We start from the raw sequence: 19,122 nt of genomic DNA on the forward strand, positions 1-19,122 counted from the left end.
TTCTCTATCCGATGTTTTTTTAGTATAGTAAAAATAAATCATAAAATTATACGATTTCTTGATGGATAAGATTAAATAACACTATTCTTTCAATTTGTGCCAATTAACATGGAAAAAATGGCGTTATCAAAAAGTGTATTTAGGTTTAGAGTTAAAGTGGGAAAGTTCTAATAGAATAATACTAATGATGGAGGATGAATAAAATGTAAAAAAGAAAAAATAAATGACGTTATAATAAAATGAAGCTTTGCTTTTGAATGATCATTAGAAAAAAGGAGGAGTATAGAAGACTCAAGATGAGAATGATTGCTTACTCAATTGAAGATTTTCTAAGACTTCTCCGAATATACTTGTAGAATAAATGGAGGTAAATCTTAGAAAAATGAAAAAGACAAAAATTCTGAATAGCCTGATGATTATCGGCTTGGTGTTAGGAAGTATGAATGATGCTGTTGTACAAGCAATTTCGAGCATAGAGTCAAAGACTGAGAAGACATCATTGGTTGAAAAAAAACAATTTTCAATAGAACCAAACAAAGAAGAAGACAAAATAAACAACAAAAAAATAGCTATCAAAGATGAAAGTAATGAAAAACCAATTGAGAAAAATAAAAGGACTAGTGCTAGGAATAATAATCCGAGCGATAATTTTGATAGTGTTCAAGGAAACAACGGTAATTACTTTAAACCGACTACTGATGCAACTTTACTGAAAATTGGTGAAGAGCAGGCAGCTCGAGTGCAATCAGATTTGTCAAAAACAACTTTTAATATTTCTGACTTGCAACACGAGAAAGACGACAGCTTTGAAGTTTTAAATTTTTCTAAGAGTACTTTTCCGAATGATAAAGGATTGGTTATGTGGCCATTAGGTGGAGGGCGTAATGATGTCTATTGGACGCAAGTAGATTCTAACAGTGGAATTTGGCGGATGCGCCTATACGCTTCAATGGCTTCAACAAGCGAGCCTTATTTAAATGCAAGATTTACTCGACTAAAATACGGTTCTGTCAGTGGGAATGAAGTATTCGCCTTTCCAAGAGTGGCTTATTTATCGAATCCTACAGGTAATATTAACGATATGAAACCATTTCTCACGAAAGCTACATTTGAAGTACGGTTACCGACTGCTGAAGAGGAAATCGGTAAAATTGTAGCAACTGCCAAAGAAGGTACACATAAACTCATGCAAAATACTCAACCGATCCCTAATCCAGAAACTTATCTAGATGTAAAAAATACACGTGGAAAAGTTGAATATAGTTGGAAAATAGCCCCTGATACAACGAAAGTAGGAAAGCAAGATACGAAGATTTTAGTAAAAGACGAGTCGGGTAGAGAAATAGAAGCAGTAGTTCCAATCACTGTAGAACCTCTAGCTGTAGAAATCGAGGGAAAACCAGGACCATTTGACATTTATCAATATGATAAATTGCCAGATGTGACTGAATACTTTGAAGTAACAAATCTTTATGGTACCTATACGCTAAAATGGTTTGATGATGTGAATACTGATTCGCCAGGCGAACAAACATGGCGAGCAAAAGTAACAACTTCTGATGGACGTGAAGCAACTGCTTCGATTCAGATGGATGTGACGCCACATGAGGGCTTAAAGGTTAACCTCAAATCAATTGAAGATCGAAAACTCGGTTATAATTATCCAACATTTGCAACAAACTTTAGAGATTATATTGATTCGGTCACTATGCATGGTGAACCAGTCGAATTAAGAGATCTTGAATTTATTCCACAAGAAAGTGTGGAGGCAGATTATCGGATAGGTGGTCTTCAAACGCTCAAATTGACAGTTCAAACCAAGCACCCAAATAGCGGTGTGATGATTAAGGGAACTGGTGAGGTAACACTCAATGTTCTTTGGGACCACTCGATTTTGATGAAATCAATCAATGGTGAATCAGCTGGATCATTTACTTTAAGAACAGATAATTCAGGAAATGAGACGGCAAAAGTTGTATTTGGGATGGGGATACCAACCTCAATAAATACGGCAGTTGGTCCGCAGAGTTCCCCATTTTCGCTATATTATTCGTTTGAAGTTTTACGAGGCGAAACAGTCGTTTATAGCCAAGAAGTGACAAATCGCGCAACTTGGCAGCAAATCATGGATAAATTTGGAGATTCTACTGGAACGATCGATGTCCGTTATGGTGATGTCATTAAGATATATCATCCAGAACGAACGCCGAATAGTTCAGTCTTGATGATTGACGAACAGGAACAGGATTATACATATGATACGGCGTACGCCTACTACAAGATTACTCCTTATGGATTTGATCCATTCCCCTTGCTAGAAGCAGAAGCTTCACAAAAGAGTTTTGTTTTAGGCGAGAACACTAAGACAATTGATCCAGCTTCATTAATAAAGAATGTAACGATCAATGGTCGAGTAGTTGATAGTAGTTTATACGAAGTGGAATCATTGATCGATTTTGATACAAGTAGTATTGGAACAAGAAAAATGAAATTGAAAGTCACGATGAATGATGGACTTTCAGCAGAGGAATTCGAAGTCGATTACCAAGTCAAATGGGGCAGCACATTTGTGCTAAAAGGCTTGGGGGATGAGACGGTTGGCGCATTTAGTCTGCTAAAAGAAAACGATCAATGGGCATTGCATGCTAGTCAAGGAGTAAATGGGACAGACTTGAGTCAACCGGTCAATAATCATTTTGGCCGAGACATCTACTATGGTATTGAAGTGATCGAAAATATTACTACCAAATACCAATATAACGTGCTAGGAAATCAATCGATTAGAGATGGGATCGAAGGGTTCAATCAAGGAAAACCATTAACCGTCAAACAAGGTGACGTCATCAAAGTGTATCATGCAGAACCAACAGGTAATAGTCTATTGATGCAAGATGAAATAGCCAAAGACTTTACAATGGGCTCAAATGATGCCTATTACGAAGTCACAGAGCATGGGCTAGAACCGATCCTCGCGATTTCTACGGATACTAAACCACAAGAATTTAGTCTAGGTGATGATGCCACAGAGATTGATGGAACCCAACTGATTAATTATGTGACGATCAACGGTACCGAGTTAACACCGGATTTATATACAGTGAAGCAATTAGGAAACTTCGATACAACCACAGTTGGTCAAAAAGAACTTGCTATCCAATTTGACACAAAAGATGGGATAGTATCAAAAGTCATCACAGTGCCTTATGAAGTGAAATGGGGCAGAACGATCGTGATGAAATCTAGCACCGGTGGTTCAGCAGGTGTTTTCTCACTGCAAACTACTAATACGACAAGACAATTGAAAATCCATCATGGGTTTGACTCGCCGTTAGACGAGCGCTTAGGAAACGATCAAGACCTCTATTATTCAATTGAAGTCCTACGGGGCGAAAGAGTCCATTATAGTCAAGAAGTCCCAGGTCGTGTCACGTTACAAGACGTCATCAACAGCTTTGGAACTAATGGTACTCAAGCTGTCACTGTCCAGTTAGATGATGTGATCAAAATTTATCACCCGCAAAAATCTCCTGGTAGCTCGGTACTGATGGTCGATGAACTAGAAGAGGACTTCACTTATGGTTCAGATTATGCGTATTACAAAGTAACGACTTATGGTTTTGAAGCAATGCCAGTCATGGAAGTCCATACAGCTAATAAAGCCTTTTATCTCGCGCAAGATGTGACTACTGCAGCTGATGCTGAATTAATTGATCGTGTGACGATCAACGGCAAAACAGTCGATCCAGAGGAATACACGATCGAAAGACGTTCAGAAATCGATACGACAACGATAGGAAATAAAAACGTCTCTATGCGTGTGAAAATGAACGATGGTTTATCTAGTGTGCAACTTGAACTGCCTTATCAAGTCAAATGGGGAAGTACATTTGTTCTGAAAGGCGAAGAGAAAGAAGGGAAAAGAGGCATCGTCGGTTCTTTTAGCCTGCTTGATCAAAATGATGAGTTGGCTATCTATGCCACGAAAGGCGAAGATGAAACAGAACTTAATGCGCCAGTCAATCCTGCCTATGGTCGGAATGCCTATTATCGAATCGACATCCTAGCAGATCCTAAAAATAAAGCAAATAGTTTATTTCCCGATAACATCAAATATACTTATGAAGTGGCAGGTAATCAAACGGTTCGTCAAGCAATCGAAGGGTTCAATAATGGCCAATCATTACCTGTGGAAGAAGGAGACATTTTCCGTGTCTACCATGCAGAAACAGATAACCAGAACTTACTGATGTGGGATGATATCGTCAAAAACTATACAGCTGGGTTGAATTACGCTTATTATGAAGTCAAGAATGGCGAGTTTGAGCCGATTACGATGATTTACGCAGATGTTGCTAGTCAGGAACTCGTCTTAGGTGAGGATACCAGTGAGGTAGACGTGACAACGTTGATTGAGAATGTTGCATTCAACGGACAGAGTTTGAACACAGAGCTTTATAAAGTAGAACAAATGGGAGCGTTTGATACCCATACGACAGGAGAAAAAACAGTAACGGTAAAAGTATCGACAGCAGATGGTGTTTCTTCGACTGACATCGAAGTGCCTTATGAAGTGAAATGGGGTAGCACGATCCATTTGAAAAATCGTAAAGGTGAAACGGTTGGATCGTTTGGTTTACTTAAAAACAGCAAACAAATTGAAATCCAATCTGTCCAAGGAACCGATCAAACAGTATTGAAGAATCGAGTGAATGAATACGATGACACCGAAGTATATTATGGAATCGAAATTCTCAACGAACGTAAGCAAAGCAAATATCAATACGAGGTTCGTGGCACACAAACGATCGAGCAAGCCATTTCACGTTTTAATACTGGTAAATCACTGGCGGTGACCCCAGGTGATATCGTGAAGGTTTATCACGTAGATACTAGTAACAATTTATTGATGGCAGAAGAGAACGAACGAAACTACACCTATGGCAGTAATTACGCGTATTATAAGGTAACAGATTATGGTTTTGAGCCTACAGGTGAGTTAACAGTTGAACCTGCTCAGCCTTCTTTTGCACAAGGCACTGAAAGAGTTGACCTGAAATCGTTAGTAAAAGAAGTGAAAGTCAATGGGCGTGTAATACCTAAAAACGTCTATACTGTTTCTTTAGATGGAACATCTGAAATCGATACAGAAACTATGGGCAGTCGTTTTGTTTCTCTCGATGTCAAAGTGGATCGGAGTTATGGGAGTTTATCTACTCGTACAGAATCTTCATATGAAATCGTTGAACCTGGACAAGAAACAGCGCCAGGAGAAGAGGACGCTAGTGCAGAAGATGGTACTGGTACATCCAACGATCCAGATGTAGATGGAATTTCAGCAGAGACTGGATTAGGTGAGGGTTCCGCAGCTGAAGGTGATGAGAGTAAATTGCCACAAACCAATCAAACCATCAATCGAGTACTGCCATATATTGGTGCATGTTTCTTACTAATAGTAGGATTTGTTTTTTGGAAACGAAAAATGTCTAAGAAATCGTTTGATAAACAGTAACGGATAGTTAAAATGACAACGAAGCAGTTGAAAGAGCGAAGTGATAATTACTTTGGCATTCTTTCAACTGTTTTTTTATGATCACTAAAGGAGTCACGGACAAGAAATATAAAAATAAATCCTATGAGCAAAAATCAAAATTCTCGTAATAGGAAGTCAATCATTAGCTGTGGAGAACTTAAAGAAACAAAAAATGAAAGCAAGAACGGCAAGATGAATTTTTTAAAGAACTTTTAAAAAACTCAAAGCACTCTGTTTTTGGTTTCACAAATGGTGTTTTGTTTCACGGAGTTAGGCTTGCTCTTATGAGCAGACAGAAGTAGAATAGATAGTACATGTCTGATGAATCATTTGAGAAAATGCGTAATTAATAGTTAGATGAAAGAAGTAAAACTTGAAAGTGTAAAAACAAACAGAAATCGAGGAGGCCGCATGTGGAGCAGTTATTAAAAAAATATTTTGGATATGAGCTTTTCCGCCCAGGCCAAAAAGAAATCATTGAAAAAATCATGGCTCAAGAAGATGTCTTGGGTATCATGCCGACTGGAAGCGGAAAATCAATATGTTATCAGCTACCTGCGCTAGCCTTGGAAGGGGTGACAATCGTCGTTTCTCCCTTGATCTCTTTGATGAAAGATCAAGTGGATGCTGCGAATCAACTGGGGATCGCTGCTACGTTTATTAATAGTTCATTAGAAGGATATGAAGTGGCACAACGTTTTCGTTCATTAGATGAAGAAAAGTATCAATTGTTATATGTTGCACCAGAACGTTTTATCATGCCTGATTTTATCCAAGCGATGAATCGTTGGTCCGTTCGCTTGATTGCCATTGATGAAGCCCACTGTATCTCGCAATGGGGGCATGATTTCAGACCCAGTTATTTACAGATGGCGAATATTTTAGAAGGTATTCCTCAGCGTCCGCCCATCGTGGCCTTGACAGCAACTGCTACTGTCCCTGTAGCGACAGATATCAAAAGACTTTTAAAAATCCCTGAACAGAACCATATTCAAACTGGATTTGCACGAGAAAATCTGAGGTTGCAGGTTATCAAAGATCAAAAAAAAGAACAATATTTGGTCGAGTATTTAAAAGTGAATCAAAATCAATCCGGCATCATTTATGCCGCGACTAGAAAAGAAGTGGATCGACTATATCAGTTGTTGGCGAAATTTGGTTTTTCCGTTGGCAGATACCACGGCGGTATTTCAGAAAGGGAACGGACGGAAATGCAAGAAGCTTTCCTCTATGATCGTATTCAGCTATTAGTAGCAACGAACGCTTTTGGAATGGGGATCAATAAAAGTAATATTCGTTTTGTCATTCACTACCAAATACCAGGTTCATTAGAAGCATATTATCAGGAAGCTGGTCGTGCCGGAAGAGATGGCTTACCTAGTGAAGCCATTTTGCTATTTGCGCCACAAGATGTGCAAGTCCAAAAGTTTTTTGTTCAACAATCGCAACGTGAGGAAGCACAAAAACATAAGGAATACGACAAGATCCGAGCAATGACTGAATACGTCCATATCGAATCCTGTCTGCAACAATATATTCTTTCTTACTTTGGAGAAGCAAGCGAGCCTTGTCAGCGTTGTGGCAACTGTCTTGATGATCGTGAACTTGTCGATGTGACCACAGAAACGCAAATGGTTTTGTCTTGTTTGAAACGAATGGGTGAGAACTACGGAAAACAATTACTAATGAAAGTCCTTGCCGGATCAAAAGATCAGAAAATCAAACAGTTTCAGTTTGATCGATTGTCTACTTATGGTCTACTAAGGAATCTGTCACAAAAAAATATATTACAGTTGATCGACTATCTGATTTCAAGTGGCTACTTACTTGCGGCTAGTGGTGAATACCCTGTTTTGAAAGTCAGCGATCTTGGGGTGCAAGTGCTTATGGGAAAAGTAACTGTCCACAAAAAGGAACCCAAAAAAGTGCAACAATTGTCGCATGACGAAACGGATGGTCTATTTGAAGTATTACGCCAGTTACGGACTGATTTAGCTGTTGATGCAGGTGTTCCGCCGTATGTTGTTTTTTCAGATGCGACACTCAAAGAAATGAGTCAGCATCGACCAAATGACCGATTGGCACTTCTCCAAATCAAAGGGGTAGGGCAAAGCAAGCTTGATAAGTACGGTGAAATGTTCTTGCAGGTAATCAAAAATTTCCAAGAAAGCGCTACGCCAAGTGACAGTTAAAAAACCTAAAAAAAAGCCTAGATAAATCTAGGTTCTTGCTCAGTTATCGCATAAAATATGCTATAATGAATGAACTTAGAAATGGAGGGAAAGGCAAATGGATTCTCTTTCAAAAGAGACGGCACTCAATGTGTTGATTGATGAGGCAGATCGCATCAAGCGTTTGATCCAAAATCAAACAAACAGTCTTTGTATCTCGCAGTGCAAAGCCTTTGAAGAGGTAGTCGATACACAAATGTATGGATTTTCTCAACAAGTGAGTTTTGCGATACGTGTAGGGATCATTGAAAAAAAAGAAGGGCAACTGATGCTCAGTGAGTTAGAACGTCAATTGAATCACTTATACAATGAAGTTTACCGAGAAAATTATGATAAAAAAGAAAGTGGCAAGGGGGAATAAGCTTGCCGAATAAAGTGAAAAAAAGGCATCTGTTGGATTACAGTATTTTGATTCCATATTTGATTTTATGTATCATCGGGTTGATCATGGTTTATAGCTCCACCTCCTACTTGCTATTAGCAAATGGGAGCAATCCAGCGTCATCAGTCATCAATCAAAGTATTTTTTGGGTGCTTAGCTTGATCGTTATTGCACTCCTATACAAAATGAAAATCGGTGTATTGAAAAATCAGCGATTGATCATGGCGGCTATCGCAGTCTTGACGATTTTATTATTGATCGTCTTATTTTTTGGGGAAGAACGTAATGGTGCAAAAGGTTGGCTTGAAATTGCCGGATTTTCTATCCAGCCCGCCGAATACCTAAAGATCATTGCCATCTGGTATCTTTCCTTTACTTTGTCACAGAGACAAATGAGTGTGCAAAAAAACTTCATTGCAACGGTCAAACGACCTTTATTGTTAGTACTTGCCTTGACAGTGTTAGTGGCAAGTCTACCCGATTTTGGGAATGCAACGGTTATTTTTTTGATCATCATCGTGTTACTATTAGCTAGCGGCGTCAATTATTTTTACACCTTGATCGTCGGTGTCGGAGGAATCATTTTTAGTGTAGTAACAATTTGGTTGATCAACGTGACCCAAGGGAAACTTTTCCCTGGTCGCCTACAATATATTTATCATCGTTTTGAGATTTTTCAAAACCCTTTTACTGATGAATTGAATAACGGACACCAAATGGTGAATGGTTATTATGCGATGTTCAACGGTGGTCTATTCGGTCGCGGATTAGGGAATAGTATCCAGAAAAAAGGATTTCTACAAGAAGCGCAAACCGACTTTATCTATGCCATCGTAGTAGAAGAATTAGGAGTGATCATGGGTATTTTGATCTTAGCTTTATTGATGTTCATGATTGCGCGTATCATCTTAGTGGGCATCCGCTCAAAAGATCCATTTAATTCTTTGCTATGTATCGGGATCGGTTCGATGTTTCTGATCCAAGTATTTGTCAACCTTGGCGGGATCACTGGGATCATCCCATTGACAGGGATCACATTCCCATTCTTGAGTCAAGGTGGTTCGAGTTTGCTGATGCTTTCGATCTGCGTAGGTTTCGTCCTGAATATCAGCGCAGATGAGAAACGTAAGAGTTTAGGTATTTACTAAAATTGACGTAGGAGTGATTCGATGAGAAAAGTTTTGGTAGCTAACAGAGGAGAAATTGCTGTACGGGTATTTCGCGCGTGTACAGAATTAGGGATCCAAACTGTAGGTGTCTATGCAGAAGAAGATGAATATTCCGTTCATCGCTTTAAAGCGGATGAGGCATATCTAGTTGGTAAAGGAAAAAGACCGATAGATGCGTATCTTGATATTGAAGGGATTCTTGAGATTGCTAAGGCTAGTGGAGCGGACGCGATCCATCCCGGTTACGGATTATTATCTGAAAACTTACACTTTGCCACACGGTGCAAAGAAGAAGGCATCACTTTTGTTGGGCCAGAACTTCATCATCTTGATATTTTTGGCGATAAGATCAAAGCGAAAACAGCAGCAATCGAAGCTGGTATCGCATCGATCCCTGGGACAGATGGTCCAGTAGAGTCAATTGAAGAAGTTTTATCATTTGCTGAACGTCATGGCTATCCAGTGATGATCAAAGCAGCATTAGGCGGTGGCGGTCGTGGGATGCGTGTAGCATATGACGAAAAAGGCGCTCGTGAAGGATATGAACGTGCAAAAAGTGAAGCGAAAGCTGCTTTTGGTAGTGATGAAGTCTATGTTGAAAAGTATATCGCTGATCCGAAACACATCGAGGTCCAGATCTTAGGGGATACCCATGGAAACATCATCCATCTATTTGAACGGGATTGTTCAGTCCAGCGGCGTCATCAAAAAGTCGTAGAAGTCGCTCCTTGCGTTTCGATGAATGAGCAACAGCGTCAACGTATTTGTCAGGCTGCTGTCCAGTTGATGAAGCATGTGGGGTATGTCAATGCAGGGACAGTCGAATTTTTAGTGGAAAATGACGAATTTTATTTTATTGAAGTCAATCCACGTGTCCAAGTGGAGCATACGATCACTGAGATGATTACGGATGTCGATATCGTGACGACGCAATTATTGATTGCACAAGGAAAAGATCTGCATAAAGAAATCGGATTGCCACAGCAAAGTGAAATAAAAATCAAAGGTTCAGCCATCCAATGTCGGATCACAACGGAAGACCCATTGAGTAACTTTCTACCAGATACTGGTAAGATCGATACGTATCGCTCACCAGGTGGGATGGGCGTCCGCTTAGATGTAGGGAATGCCTATGCAGGTTACATCGTTACCCCATATTTTGATTCGCTTCTAGTAAAAGTTTGTACCCATGCGGCTGATTTTGCAACAGCGATCCAAAAAATGGAACGTTGCTTGAGAGAATTCCGTATCCGTGGAGTGAAAACAAATATTCCATTTATGTTGAATGTCATCTTGCACCCAGAATTTCAATCAGGACAAGCTAAAACGACGTTCATCGATAGTACCAATGAATTATTTGACTTCCCACGCTTACGTGACCGTGGAAATAAAACGATGAAATACATCGGAGAAATCACAGTAAATGGTTTCCCTGGCATTGAACGTGGTGAAAAACCATATTACGATGCACCACGTATGCCAAAAGAGCTGATCACTCGTCCGGATTATATCACAGCAAAAAATGTCTTAGACAAAGACGGCGCTTCTGCATTAGTGGATTGGGTCAAACAACAAGAAAATGTGTTATTGACAGATACCACGTTTAGAGATGCCCATCAAAGCTTATTGGCTACTCGTGTGCGCACAAAAGATTTCAAAGAAATCGCGCGATTGACTGGTGAAGGGCTTCCTGAGCTGTTTTCAAGCGAAATGTGGGGCGGTGCAACATTTGACGTCGCCTATCGTTTCTTGAATGAGGATCCATGGAAACGCCTGAGAAAGATTCGCTCCTTGATGCCAAATACTTTATTGCAAATGCTCTTTAGAGGATCGAATGCTGTCGGCTACTCCAACTACCCAGACAACGTGATCGCTGAATTTATCAAAGAAGCAGCGACACAAGGCATCGATGTCTTCCGGATCTTTGACAGTCTGAACTGGGTACCGCAAATGGAAAAGAGTATCCAAGCCGTTCGTGATACAGGGAAAATTGCAGAAGCGACGATTTGCTACACAGGTGATATCAATGATCCAAGTCGTGCGAAATACAATGTGCAATATTATAAGGACATGGCAAAAGAGCTGGAACAGTTAGGCGCTCATCTGATCGCAATCAAAGATATGGCAGGACTGTTGAAACCGCAAGCTGCTTATCGCTTGATCAGTGAACTGAAGGCGACAACGGATCTACCAATCCATTTACACACACATGATACGAGTGGCAATGGCATCATCACTTACTCAGCAGCAACTAAAGCGGGTGTCGATATCGTCGATGTAGCGATGAGTGCGATGAGTGGAAATACTAGCCAACCAAGTATGAGCAGTTTGTATTACGCTTTGGTCAATGGTCCACGTGTACCAGAAATCAATATTGAAAATGCGCAACAGTTGAATCACTATTGGGAAGATGTTCGCATGTATTACAAACCATTTGAGAATGGCTTGAATGCACCTGAAACTGAAGTTTATATGCACGAAATGCCAGGTGGACAATACTCGAACTTACAACAACAAGCCAAAGCAGTTGGCTTAGGTCATCGTTGGGATGATATCAAAAAAATGTACCACACAGTAAACTTGATGTTTGGTGATATCGTCAAAGTCACGCCTTCTTCTAAAGTTGTAGGCGATATGGCCTTGTTCATGGTCCAAAATGAGTTGAGCGAAGAAGACATTTACGAAAAAGGCGAGACATTGAGTTTCCCTGAATCAGTCGTTACCTTCTTCCAAGGTGAATTAGGCCAGCCAGTAGGCGGGTTCCCAGAAAAACTCCAAAAGATCATTTTGAAAGGTCGTCCAGCCATCACCGAACGTCCAGGATTGTTCGCTGAAACAGTAGACTTCGAAAAAGTCAAAGCAGAATTAGCTAAAAAGATCGGCTATGAACCAAAACAAGAAGAAGTCTTGAGTTACTTGATGTATCCACAAGTCTTCTTGGATTATCAGACCGCTTATAATCAATTTGGCGATGTCACATTACTGGATACACCGACTTTCTTCCAAGGGATTCGTTTAGGGGAAACGGTCAACGTTCAAATCGAAAAAGGCAAGATCCTGATCATTCGTTTAGACGAGATCGGTGAACCTGATATTGAAGGAAATCGTGTGTTATTCTTTAATTTGAACGGTCAACGAAGAGAAATCACCGTCAAAGATACGTCGATCGTCAGTGCGGTAAAAACTAGACGAAAAGCAGAACCAACCAATCGCGAACAAATCGGTGCGACGATGTCCGGTTCAGTTTTAGACGTCTTGGTGAAAAAAGGCGATACGGTCAAAAGAGGCGATACATTGATGGTTACTGAAGCAATGAAGATGGAAACGGCCATTGAAGCACCATTTGATGGAGAAATCGCACATCTCTATGTTGTTGCTGGCGATCCCATTGCCTCAGGAGATCTATTGATCGAAGTTACAGAAAAATAAGAAAGGAGAGGGAACATTTGAAACGACTAGGTCTATTTATAGCAACACTACTATTCGTCACGTCGGCTTTATATTTGGAGCCAGTAGTGTTCCCTCCCAAACTTGAAACATCCACGCAAGACCAACAACTGATAGGAAATCAAAATCAGGTAACGTCTTGGAAATACCAGGAGCTAAATGCGACTGGCTTTTCTACATATATTGGTCGATCAGTCACCGAATTAGAAGCAGAGATTGGTTCACCTAAAGATCGTTTGACGAGCGGATTCGGCTTTGAGATCAGATATTATCAAGATCCAATTCAACAAATCGTACTTGAAGCAAATATACAAAATGACCGAGTAGAGGCTATCAAAGTTTTAAATGCGAACGCAACTAGTTTGACACCATTTGCCGTTGGCATGACTATGCAGGATCTGACAGAGATTACAACGATTTTTCCGAACTTCACATTTGAGTATGAAGAGACAGAAGTCGGAATCGAGTTAACTGAAGAAGACATGAATTATCGTCCCTTGATTGCTTTTGATAACGGTACATTTGCGATGCTTTTCTTTGATCAAGACACAGGTGGATTATTTTCAACAGTTTATTTAAATAAGAAAAGCTTATTGAAATTAATGCCTTACCAGGTCTTTGGAGAGGGATTGCCCCACTACGAAATGGATAGTTCAGCAGACTGGGAAAGTATCAATCAATCAAGAGAGCGTGTCATCACTCGAGTATTGACGAGATTACGCCAAGAAGCTGAACTGCCTGATTATCATTACTCTCCAGATTTTATGATCCAAACGAATGTACTGTTAACAGACTTTATCGAAAAACCAGAAGAATGGTTGGCAGAAAATCGTTTGGCAGAGTGGCAAATGGCAACACAGACTTCGCAAACTACAGTTAAATTTACGTTGTCAAATGATGAAATCAATCGCTTAGTGGAAAAACGACAATTAGATCAAACAACTGGGATTTTCATGCATCCAATCATTGATCCGACTTTTTCAGTGTTATTGTTATATACTGATCCTTATTATCATGATCGATTCTTGGAAAAAGAACCAACACAGTTAGGCGTTGCGTTTTCGAAAGAAAACATGTTAGTCTTAATGAAGGAAAAAGAGGAGACTAGTGAAAGCAGTGATAATCAATGAGGAGTTGTTTGAACTGGAGGACCAGTGTCATCAGCTTGTTCAAACGATTGTAACAAGTAAAATGATGGAACAATATCTCAAAACTAAAAAAGAGATGGAAACTTCTATCAACGTCAACCAGTTAAAAAATGATTTTATTGTAAGCAGACAAGCATTTGAAGAAATTTCACCTTATGGAAAGTACATTCCAGAGTTTCGTGAAAAACAACGAACTGTACGCCAAGCCAAAAGGCAGTTGGATCTAAATGAGGAAGTAGCAGCTTTTCGAATAAGTGAAACAGAATTACAAAAGATACTAGATTCCATTGGAAAACAACTTGCACATACGATTTCGACGGAGATCAAAATCAGTGCAGGTAGTCCATTTTTTGAAAAAAGTGAAGGGTGCGGAGGAAACTGCCATGGACATAGAAAATAAAAAATTTGAACAAACACATCGGCGAGGGTTAGTCGTGTGGGTATATAGTTTAAAACAATTGAAAAATCTTCGCAAATTTGGATTAGTGCATTATGTCTCTCGTAAAATGAAGTATGTGATCATGTATTTAAATGAAGACAACTATGAACAAACGGAAGAAAGGATCAAGAAATTACATTTCGTACGAAATGTCGAACGTTCTTATCGACCAGATATCGAAATGAATTTTGCTGAAAAAATCGGCAAAAAGGCGGACACAAAAGAAGAAGGCTTCGAGATCGAAGAATTAAACACCAAGATCCGCTTAGCTGATCACGTTTTCTAGTAAAGAGAGTCTAGCGTTATAGTTAATAAAATCGACGAAAATGAAGAAAATGTGATAAAAAGATTTTGAATAGTTATAAAAAGTTAAATTAAGAAAAAATAGACTTGAGAATTGACGATTTTAGTCGGAATCAAGTCTATTTTTTTGGTATACTAATAACAGTATGTTTCAAGGAGTGAGTAGATGCGAGTAATTTCAGGAGATTACGGCGGTCGCCGTTTAAAAAGTTTAGCAGGGCCAAATACTCGACCGACGTCTGATAAAGTCAAAGAGTCGATATTCAACATGATCGGTCCTTATTTTAATGGAGAGGTCGTTTTGGATCTTTACTCAGGAAGCGGGGGTCTAGCGATCGAAGCAGTTTCCAGAGGCTGTAGCTACGCAATCTGCGTGGAGAAAAACTATCAAGCACTAAAAATAATCAAAGAAAATATTGAAATCACTAAAGAACCGAACAAATTCAATACAATGAAATTAGATGCTGATAAAGCGATTGAGTCACTGGCGAAAGAAGATCAAAAGATTGATATTCTATTTTTAGATCCACCTTATGCTAAACAAAAAATCGTCGATCAAATTAAACGTATGGAAGAATTGGCTCTTTTTCAGGATGCTGCCTTGATCGTATGCGAAACAGATAAGTCAGTGGAGCTTCCTGAGACAATAGGAAATTTTCAACAAATCAAACAGCAGACCTATGGCATCTCTGCGGTGACCATTTATAGAAAAGAGGAAATATAAATGAGAAGAGCTTTATTTCCAGGGAGTTTCGACCCATTGACTATGGGACATTTAGACACGATCGAACGAGCTGCGAAGTTGTTTGATGAAGTGATCATCGGTATCTTTATCAATACATCAAAAAAAACATTGTTCACGGCTGAGGAACGCTTGGAATTGATCACACAAGCAGTCGCACACTTAGAAAATGTCCGAGTGATCCACCAAGAGACACAGTTGACAGTGACGACGGCAAAAGAACTAGGTATTCAAGCGCTGGTTCGAGGTGTTCGCAGCTTCAAAGATTTTGAATATGAACGTGACATTGCGCAAATGAATCATCATTTGAGTCCTGAATTGGAGACGGTGCTTTTTATGGCAAAACCAGAGTATAGCCATATCAGCTCAAGTATGCTTAAAGAGGTTCTTTATTTTGGTGGGGACGTGAGCACCTATTTACCTACTGTGATCAACGAAGCATTAGCTAGAAAGCGTGAAAGTGATGCAGAATAAGAAATGGTGGAAAACATTATCCGTAATCCTTTTAGGTACGTTATTAGCAGGCTTTGTCATTGTTCCTTTACCCTATTATGTGGAGGCTCCAGGTGCCACAATTGATCTTAAAGATATGATCACAGTCAATGATCAAGAAGATAAAGAATCAGGCTCTTTCTCTCTCACTTCTGTAGGAATCAGAAGAGCAACAGGATTTGGTGTCGTCTCCGCACTGCTGTCAGATTTCAAAGATGTTATCAGTGAAGAAGAGTTGACTGGTGGAGCGACAAATGAAGAATATAATCAGATGCAAAAATATTATATGGAATCCTCACAAAATGCCGCCATCGAGCAAGCCTTGAAACTAGCGAATATTCCGTATACGATGGAATTCAAAGGTGTCTATGTCATGGGCGTCGAAAAAAATTCGAGTTTTTACAAGAAACTATCTGTTGGCGATACAGTCACGAAAGTAGATGGGATGAGTTTCAAGAGTGCGGAAGAATTTATGAAGTACGTGAAAGGACAGGAAGTAGGACAGGTTGTCACAATCACCTTCATCCACAATGGCAAAGAAGAAGAAGCTTCAGGTAAACTGATCGAGTTATCGACAGATAAAAAACCAGGAATCGGGATCACGTTGACCGACCATACAGAAATCGCCACAGACACAGAAGTGGCAATCAATTCTGGTTCAATCGGTGGCCCTTCAGCAGGCTTGATGTTTACTTTGGAGATCTATGAACAGTTGACCCATAAAAACATCCGTAAAGGGAAAAAAATAGCCGGTACAGGGACAATCAATAGTGCAGGTGAAGTGGGACGAATCGGTGGAATCGATAAAAAAGTGGCAAGTGCAGACGAAGCAGGAATGAATATCTTTTTTGCGCCAGATGATACGATTTCTGAGGAAGTGAAAAAAGAAAATCCAGATATCAAAACGAACTATGAAGAAGCCAAAGCTGCGGCTAAAAAACTCAATACATCGATGAAGATCGTTCCGGTCAAAACAGTGCAAGATGCCTTAGAGTATCTTGAGAACATGAAATAAACGGTTTATCGACTTGTATGTTTTGTACTCATATTTTAAAGCGAGGTCTAGACATGTTTAGCATCAACTAATAATGCGCCATCCACGAAAATTGTTTTTTAAATTTTTGTGAGTGGCGCATTATTTTTCGAAGAGTTTCTATCTGTTCCCGCCGTTTATTCGGTTTAGGTGGTACGAAAGGGCTCATGTCCCCTCTTTTTCTTTTTTTTCAATAATTACAAAAAAACGTTTTGTTATTTTGTAGGTAATTTTAAGTAAGTTTGCTACTATATAAAAAAGAGTTAGAAAGGGGCAAGATAAATATGGAACAACCAAGCAATCGAGAATCATCATTCGATATCGGAGAATATTACTCCGAAAAAAAGTATAAAAAAAATTTTGGGCATTTGCGGAAAACAGCAGACTTTAAACGTGTATTGATTGATTTTGACAAACAATTGGAAGAAACGAAAGACCAACTGTCAAAACATCGAAACGGTGTGTTGTGGACCAGGCGCTTACTTGCAGATTTTCGACAGAAGAAGTTGAGTAAAACGGATAGAGTTTTCAATTTTATTCTTAGGCGTAAGAATAAAGAGCCTAAAAAATATGAGAATACACTAAAGGATTTGAATAGTAAATATTTTAAATCAGAATATATTCAATCGATTGTTGCTAAAGATGTATGGATTGATTCAAAAGAAATCGTTGATGAAATCGAGCGCTTAGCTTCAAGAGCGAAATCTATCCCTACGGCTCGCGGGTTGGAACTAAGGGAACAGTTTCGAGCACAATCTTCGGAGCAAAAAAAACGGCGTCAACCTGAAACAGAAGATGAATTACACTACAGTACCCTTTCTTTCCTAGAGGAAGGTGGAGAAAGCGAGAAGTCTCGCAAGATAATTATCCATGGAAAAGATGACTCCGTTATTTACGCAGTAATCCGACGAGCGAACAATGGGGAGAAAGTTTCATCGTATATAGAAGTTTCCCATAATGAAGAGGAACGAATCGAACGACCTATAACTGGACACCACAGAAATTCTTCTGTTCATGGCGAGGGAGCATTTACTGGTCATCATGAGCAACAAAGCAAACAACCAAGACGGTTATCACCAATTTCAGAGTTGCAAGAAAATAATGGAAGAAAAAATTCATTGAAAGATGAGGTTGAACGACGTGATTCGAAACCTCGAGAAGTAAAATCTGCGATCAATCAAGGACTTATTTCGTCAAAAAACTTATCTGTAGAAGGTGCTGTGCAATCGGTGAAACAACGAATCTTGGAAATAGAGAACAGATCTGGGAAGTCCGACCGTATGGTTTTTAATAGTCATAATGACTCAGGCAAACGTTCATTTGGCATGACCAAACAAGCAGCAATGAGTAAGTCAGGGGAAAATCGACGACCAGCTCCGCCTTCTCCAAGTTTGAAGCCGAAACCAAGGATAGAACCAACTAAATAAACCGTGGATATAAAAATAAAAGAAATCATCATTTGAGGCGTATCTAATAGTGAAGGAACATCGAAGTATAGATGTTTTTTCACTATTTTTTAGAAAGGAAAATGAAATAGCAAAGAATACCAATGAAGAAAATAGTTCAAGAAATCTTTGATTCGCCAAAACGTTTCATTCTATTTTTTATATGCAGTGTATCAGTTAGTATGATAGTAGGAGTGGTCTTATACCGTCAGATCGGTCCAACTAAGATCAATGAAGCTAGTAACGTACCGTTGCTAACTGCTACAAGCTCGGATAGTTACCAAAAGACTGCGACAACCGGAACAACGACAAACGACCCAATTATGTATGTAGACGTGAAAGGCAATGTCCATCGGCCAGGAATATACGCATTTACCGACGAGGAACGTGTATTTGATATCATTGAAAAAGCAGGAGGATTGACTGCACACGCTGATGAAAAACAAATCAATTTTGCTGCAAAAGTTTCGGACCAACAAGTGCTATATATTCCCCAAGTTGGCGAAGAGATGCCTCAGTTAGTTGAGGAAGTAAAGGAAAAAGAACAGCCAGAGGAAAAGAAAGTCAATCTTAATACTGCCAGCCTTGCTGAATTACAGGAGCTTCCAGGAATCGGGGCAATGAAAGCACAAGAGATCATCAATTATCGCGAAACCAACGGTTCCTTCCAAACAATTGAAAGTTTGAAAGAAATATCGGGATTTGGCGAAAAGACAGTTGAAAAACTGAAAAACTTCGTTACAATTATAGAATAAACCAAT

At 39.5% G+C, this 19,122-nt stretch carries 13 protein-coding genes; all 13 read left to right on the forward strand.

Annotation, left to right across the window (positions count from 1 at the left end; genetic code table 11):
* Positions 1–382: 382 nt before the first annotated feature.
* The 13 genes from HZ311_RS13875 to HZ311_RS13935 all read left to right on the forward strand — a co-directional run bounded on the left by HZ311_RS13875 (position 383) and on the right by HZ311_RS13935 (position 19,116).
* Positions 383–5,509 (forward strand): LPXTG cell wall anchor domain-containing protein, encoded by a 5,127-nt coding sequence (locus HZ311_RS13875; RefSeq protein WP_178946760.1) that lies wholly within the window; start codon positions 383–385, stop codon positions 5,507–5,509.
* 434 nt (positions 5,510–5,943) lie between these two features.
* On the forward strand, positions 5,944–7,722 hold the full coding sequence (recQ, locus tag HZ311_RS13880; RefSeq protein ID WP_023519528.1) for a DNA helicase RecQ: 1,779 nt from the start codon (positions 5,944–5,946) through the stop codon (positions 7,720–7,722).
* A gap of 97 nt (positions 7,723–7,819) precedes the next feature.
* Complete coding sequence (locus HZ311_RS13885) at positions 7,820–8,122, forward strand: Fpa/YlaN family protein (RefSeq protein WP_010735661.1); 303 nt, start codon at positions 7,820–7,822, stop codon at positions 8,120–8,122.
* A 2-nt stretch (positions 8,123–8,124) separates the two neighbouring features.
* Positions 8,125–9,291: an FtsW/RodA/SpoVE family cell cycle protein gene (locus HZ311_RS13890; RefSeq protein WP_010735660.1), complete on the forward strand. Its 1,167-nt coding sequence runs from the start codon at positions 8,125–8,127 to the stop codon at positions 9,289–9,291.
* A gap of 21 nt (positions 9,292–9,312) precedes the next feature.
* A complete protein-coding gene (locus HZ311_RS13895; RefSeq protein ID WP_023519529.1) occupies positions 9,313–12,741 on the forward strand; it encodes a pyruvate carboxylase in 3,429 nt (1,142 codons plus the stop codon).
* Between the two features lie 17 nt (positions 12,742–12,758).
* The gene (locus HZ311_RS13900) at positions 12,759–13,889 is read left to right on the forward strand and encodes a CAP-associated domain-containing protein (RefSeq protein ID WP_178946761.1); all 1,131 of its coding nucleotides are present in this window, start codon (positions 12,759–12,761) and stop codon (positions 13,887–13,889) included.
* Positions 13,876–14,307 carry a YlbF/YmcA family competence regulator gene (locus tag HZ311_RS13905; RefSeq protein WP_041684405.1) on the forward strand — a complete coding sequence of 144 codons (432 nt, stop codon included), beginning with the start codon at positions 13,876–13,878 and terminating at the stop codon, positions 14,305–14,307. Before HZ311_RS13900 ends, HZ311_RS13905 begins: the two co-directional genes overlap by 14 nt.
* Positions 14,291–14,632 carry a YlbG family protein gene (locus HZ311_RS13910; RefSeq protein WP_010735656.1) on the forward strand — a complete coding sequence of 114 codons (342 nt, stop codon included), beginning with the start codon at positions 14,291–14,293 and terminating at the stop codon, positions 14,630–14,632. Before HZ311_RS13905 ends, HZ311_RS13910 begins: the two co-directional genes overlap by 17 nt.
* A 183-nt stretch (positions 14,633–14,815) precedes the next feature.
* Positions 14,816–15,373: a 16S rRNA (guanine(966)-N(2))-methyltransferase RsmD gene (rsmD, locus tag HZ311_RS13915; protein ID WP_023519532.1), complete on the forward strand. Its 558-nt coding sequence runs from the start codon at positions 14,816–14,818 to the stop codon at positions 15,371–15,373.
* Positions 15,374–15,865 carry a pantetheine-phosphate adenylyltransferase gene (coaD, locus tag HZ311_RS13920; protein ID WP_010735654.1) on the forward strand — a complete coding sequence of 164 codons (492 nt, stop codon included), beginning with the start codon at positions 15,374–15,376 and terminating at the stop codon, positions 15,863–15,865.
* Positions 15,855–16,898, forward strand: coding sequence for a SepM family pheromone-processing serine protease (locus tag HZ311_RS13925; protein ID WP_137072335.1), 1,044 nt, complete (start codon positions 15,855–15,857; stop codon positions 16,896–16,898). The genes coaD and HZ311_RS13925 overlap by 11 nt, the downstream gene beginning before the upstream one ends.
* 302 nt (positions 16,899–17,200) lie before the next feature.
* Positions 17,201–18,343 (forward strand): hypothetical protein, encoded by a 1,143-nt coding sequence (locus tag HZ311_RS13930; RefSeq protein WP_232092494.1) that lies wholly within the window; start codon positions 17,201–17,203, stop codon positions 18,341–18,343.
* A 122-nt stretch (positions 18,344–18,465) separates the two neighbouring features.
* Entirely contained in the window at positions 18,466–19,116 is a 651-nt protein-coding gene (locus HZ311_RS13935) for a helix-hairpin-helix domain-containing protein (RefSeq protein ID WP_041684192.1), read from the forward strand.
* Positions 19,117–19,122: the final 6 nt, after the last annotated feature.

It is taken from the genome of Enterococcus mundtii (assembly GCF_013394305.1).
GTDB lineage: Bacteria > Bacillota > Bacilli > Lactobacillales > Enterococcaceae > Enterococcus_B > Enterococcus_B pernyi.

Excerpts from the sequence above, each read along its gene's own strand:
- HZ311_RS13875 (WP_178946760.1), top strand. The coding sequence starts at position 383 with ATGAAAAAGACAAAAATTCTGAATAGCCTGATGATTATCGGCTTGGTG.
- HZ311_RS13885 (WP_010735661.1), top strand. The coding sequence starts at position 7,820 with ATGGATTCTCTTTCAAAAGAGACGGCACTCAATGTGTTGATTGATGAG.
- HZ311_RS13895 (WP_023519529.1), top strand. The coding sequence starts at position 9,313 with ATGAGAAAAGTTTTGGTAGCTAACAGAGGAGAAATTGCTGTACGGGTA.
- HZ311_RS13910 (WP_010735656.1), top strand. The coding sequence starts at position 14,291 with ATGGACATAGAAAATAAAAAATTTGAACAAACACATCGGCGAGGGTTA.
- rsmD (WP_023519532.1), top strand. The coding sequence starts at position 14,816 with ATGCGAGTAATTTCAGGAGATTACGGCGGTCGCCGTTTAAAAAGTTTA.
- coaD (WP_010735654.1), top strand. The coding sequence starts at position 15,374 with ATGAGAAGAGCTTTATTTCCAGGGAGTTTCGACCCATTGACTATGGGA.
- HZ311_RS13925 (WP_137072335.1), top strand. The coding sequence starts at position 15,855 with ATGCAGAATAAGAAATGGTGGAAAACATTATCCGTAATCCTTTTAGGT.
- HZ311_RS13930 (WP_232092494.1), top strand. The coding sequence starts at position 17,201 with ATGGAACAACCAAGCAATCGAGAATCATCATTCGATATCGGAGAATAT.
- HZ311_RS13935 (WP_041684192.1), top strand. The coding sequence starts at position 18,466 with ATGAAGAAAATAGTTCAAGAAATCTTTGATTCGCCAAAACGTTTCATT.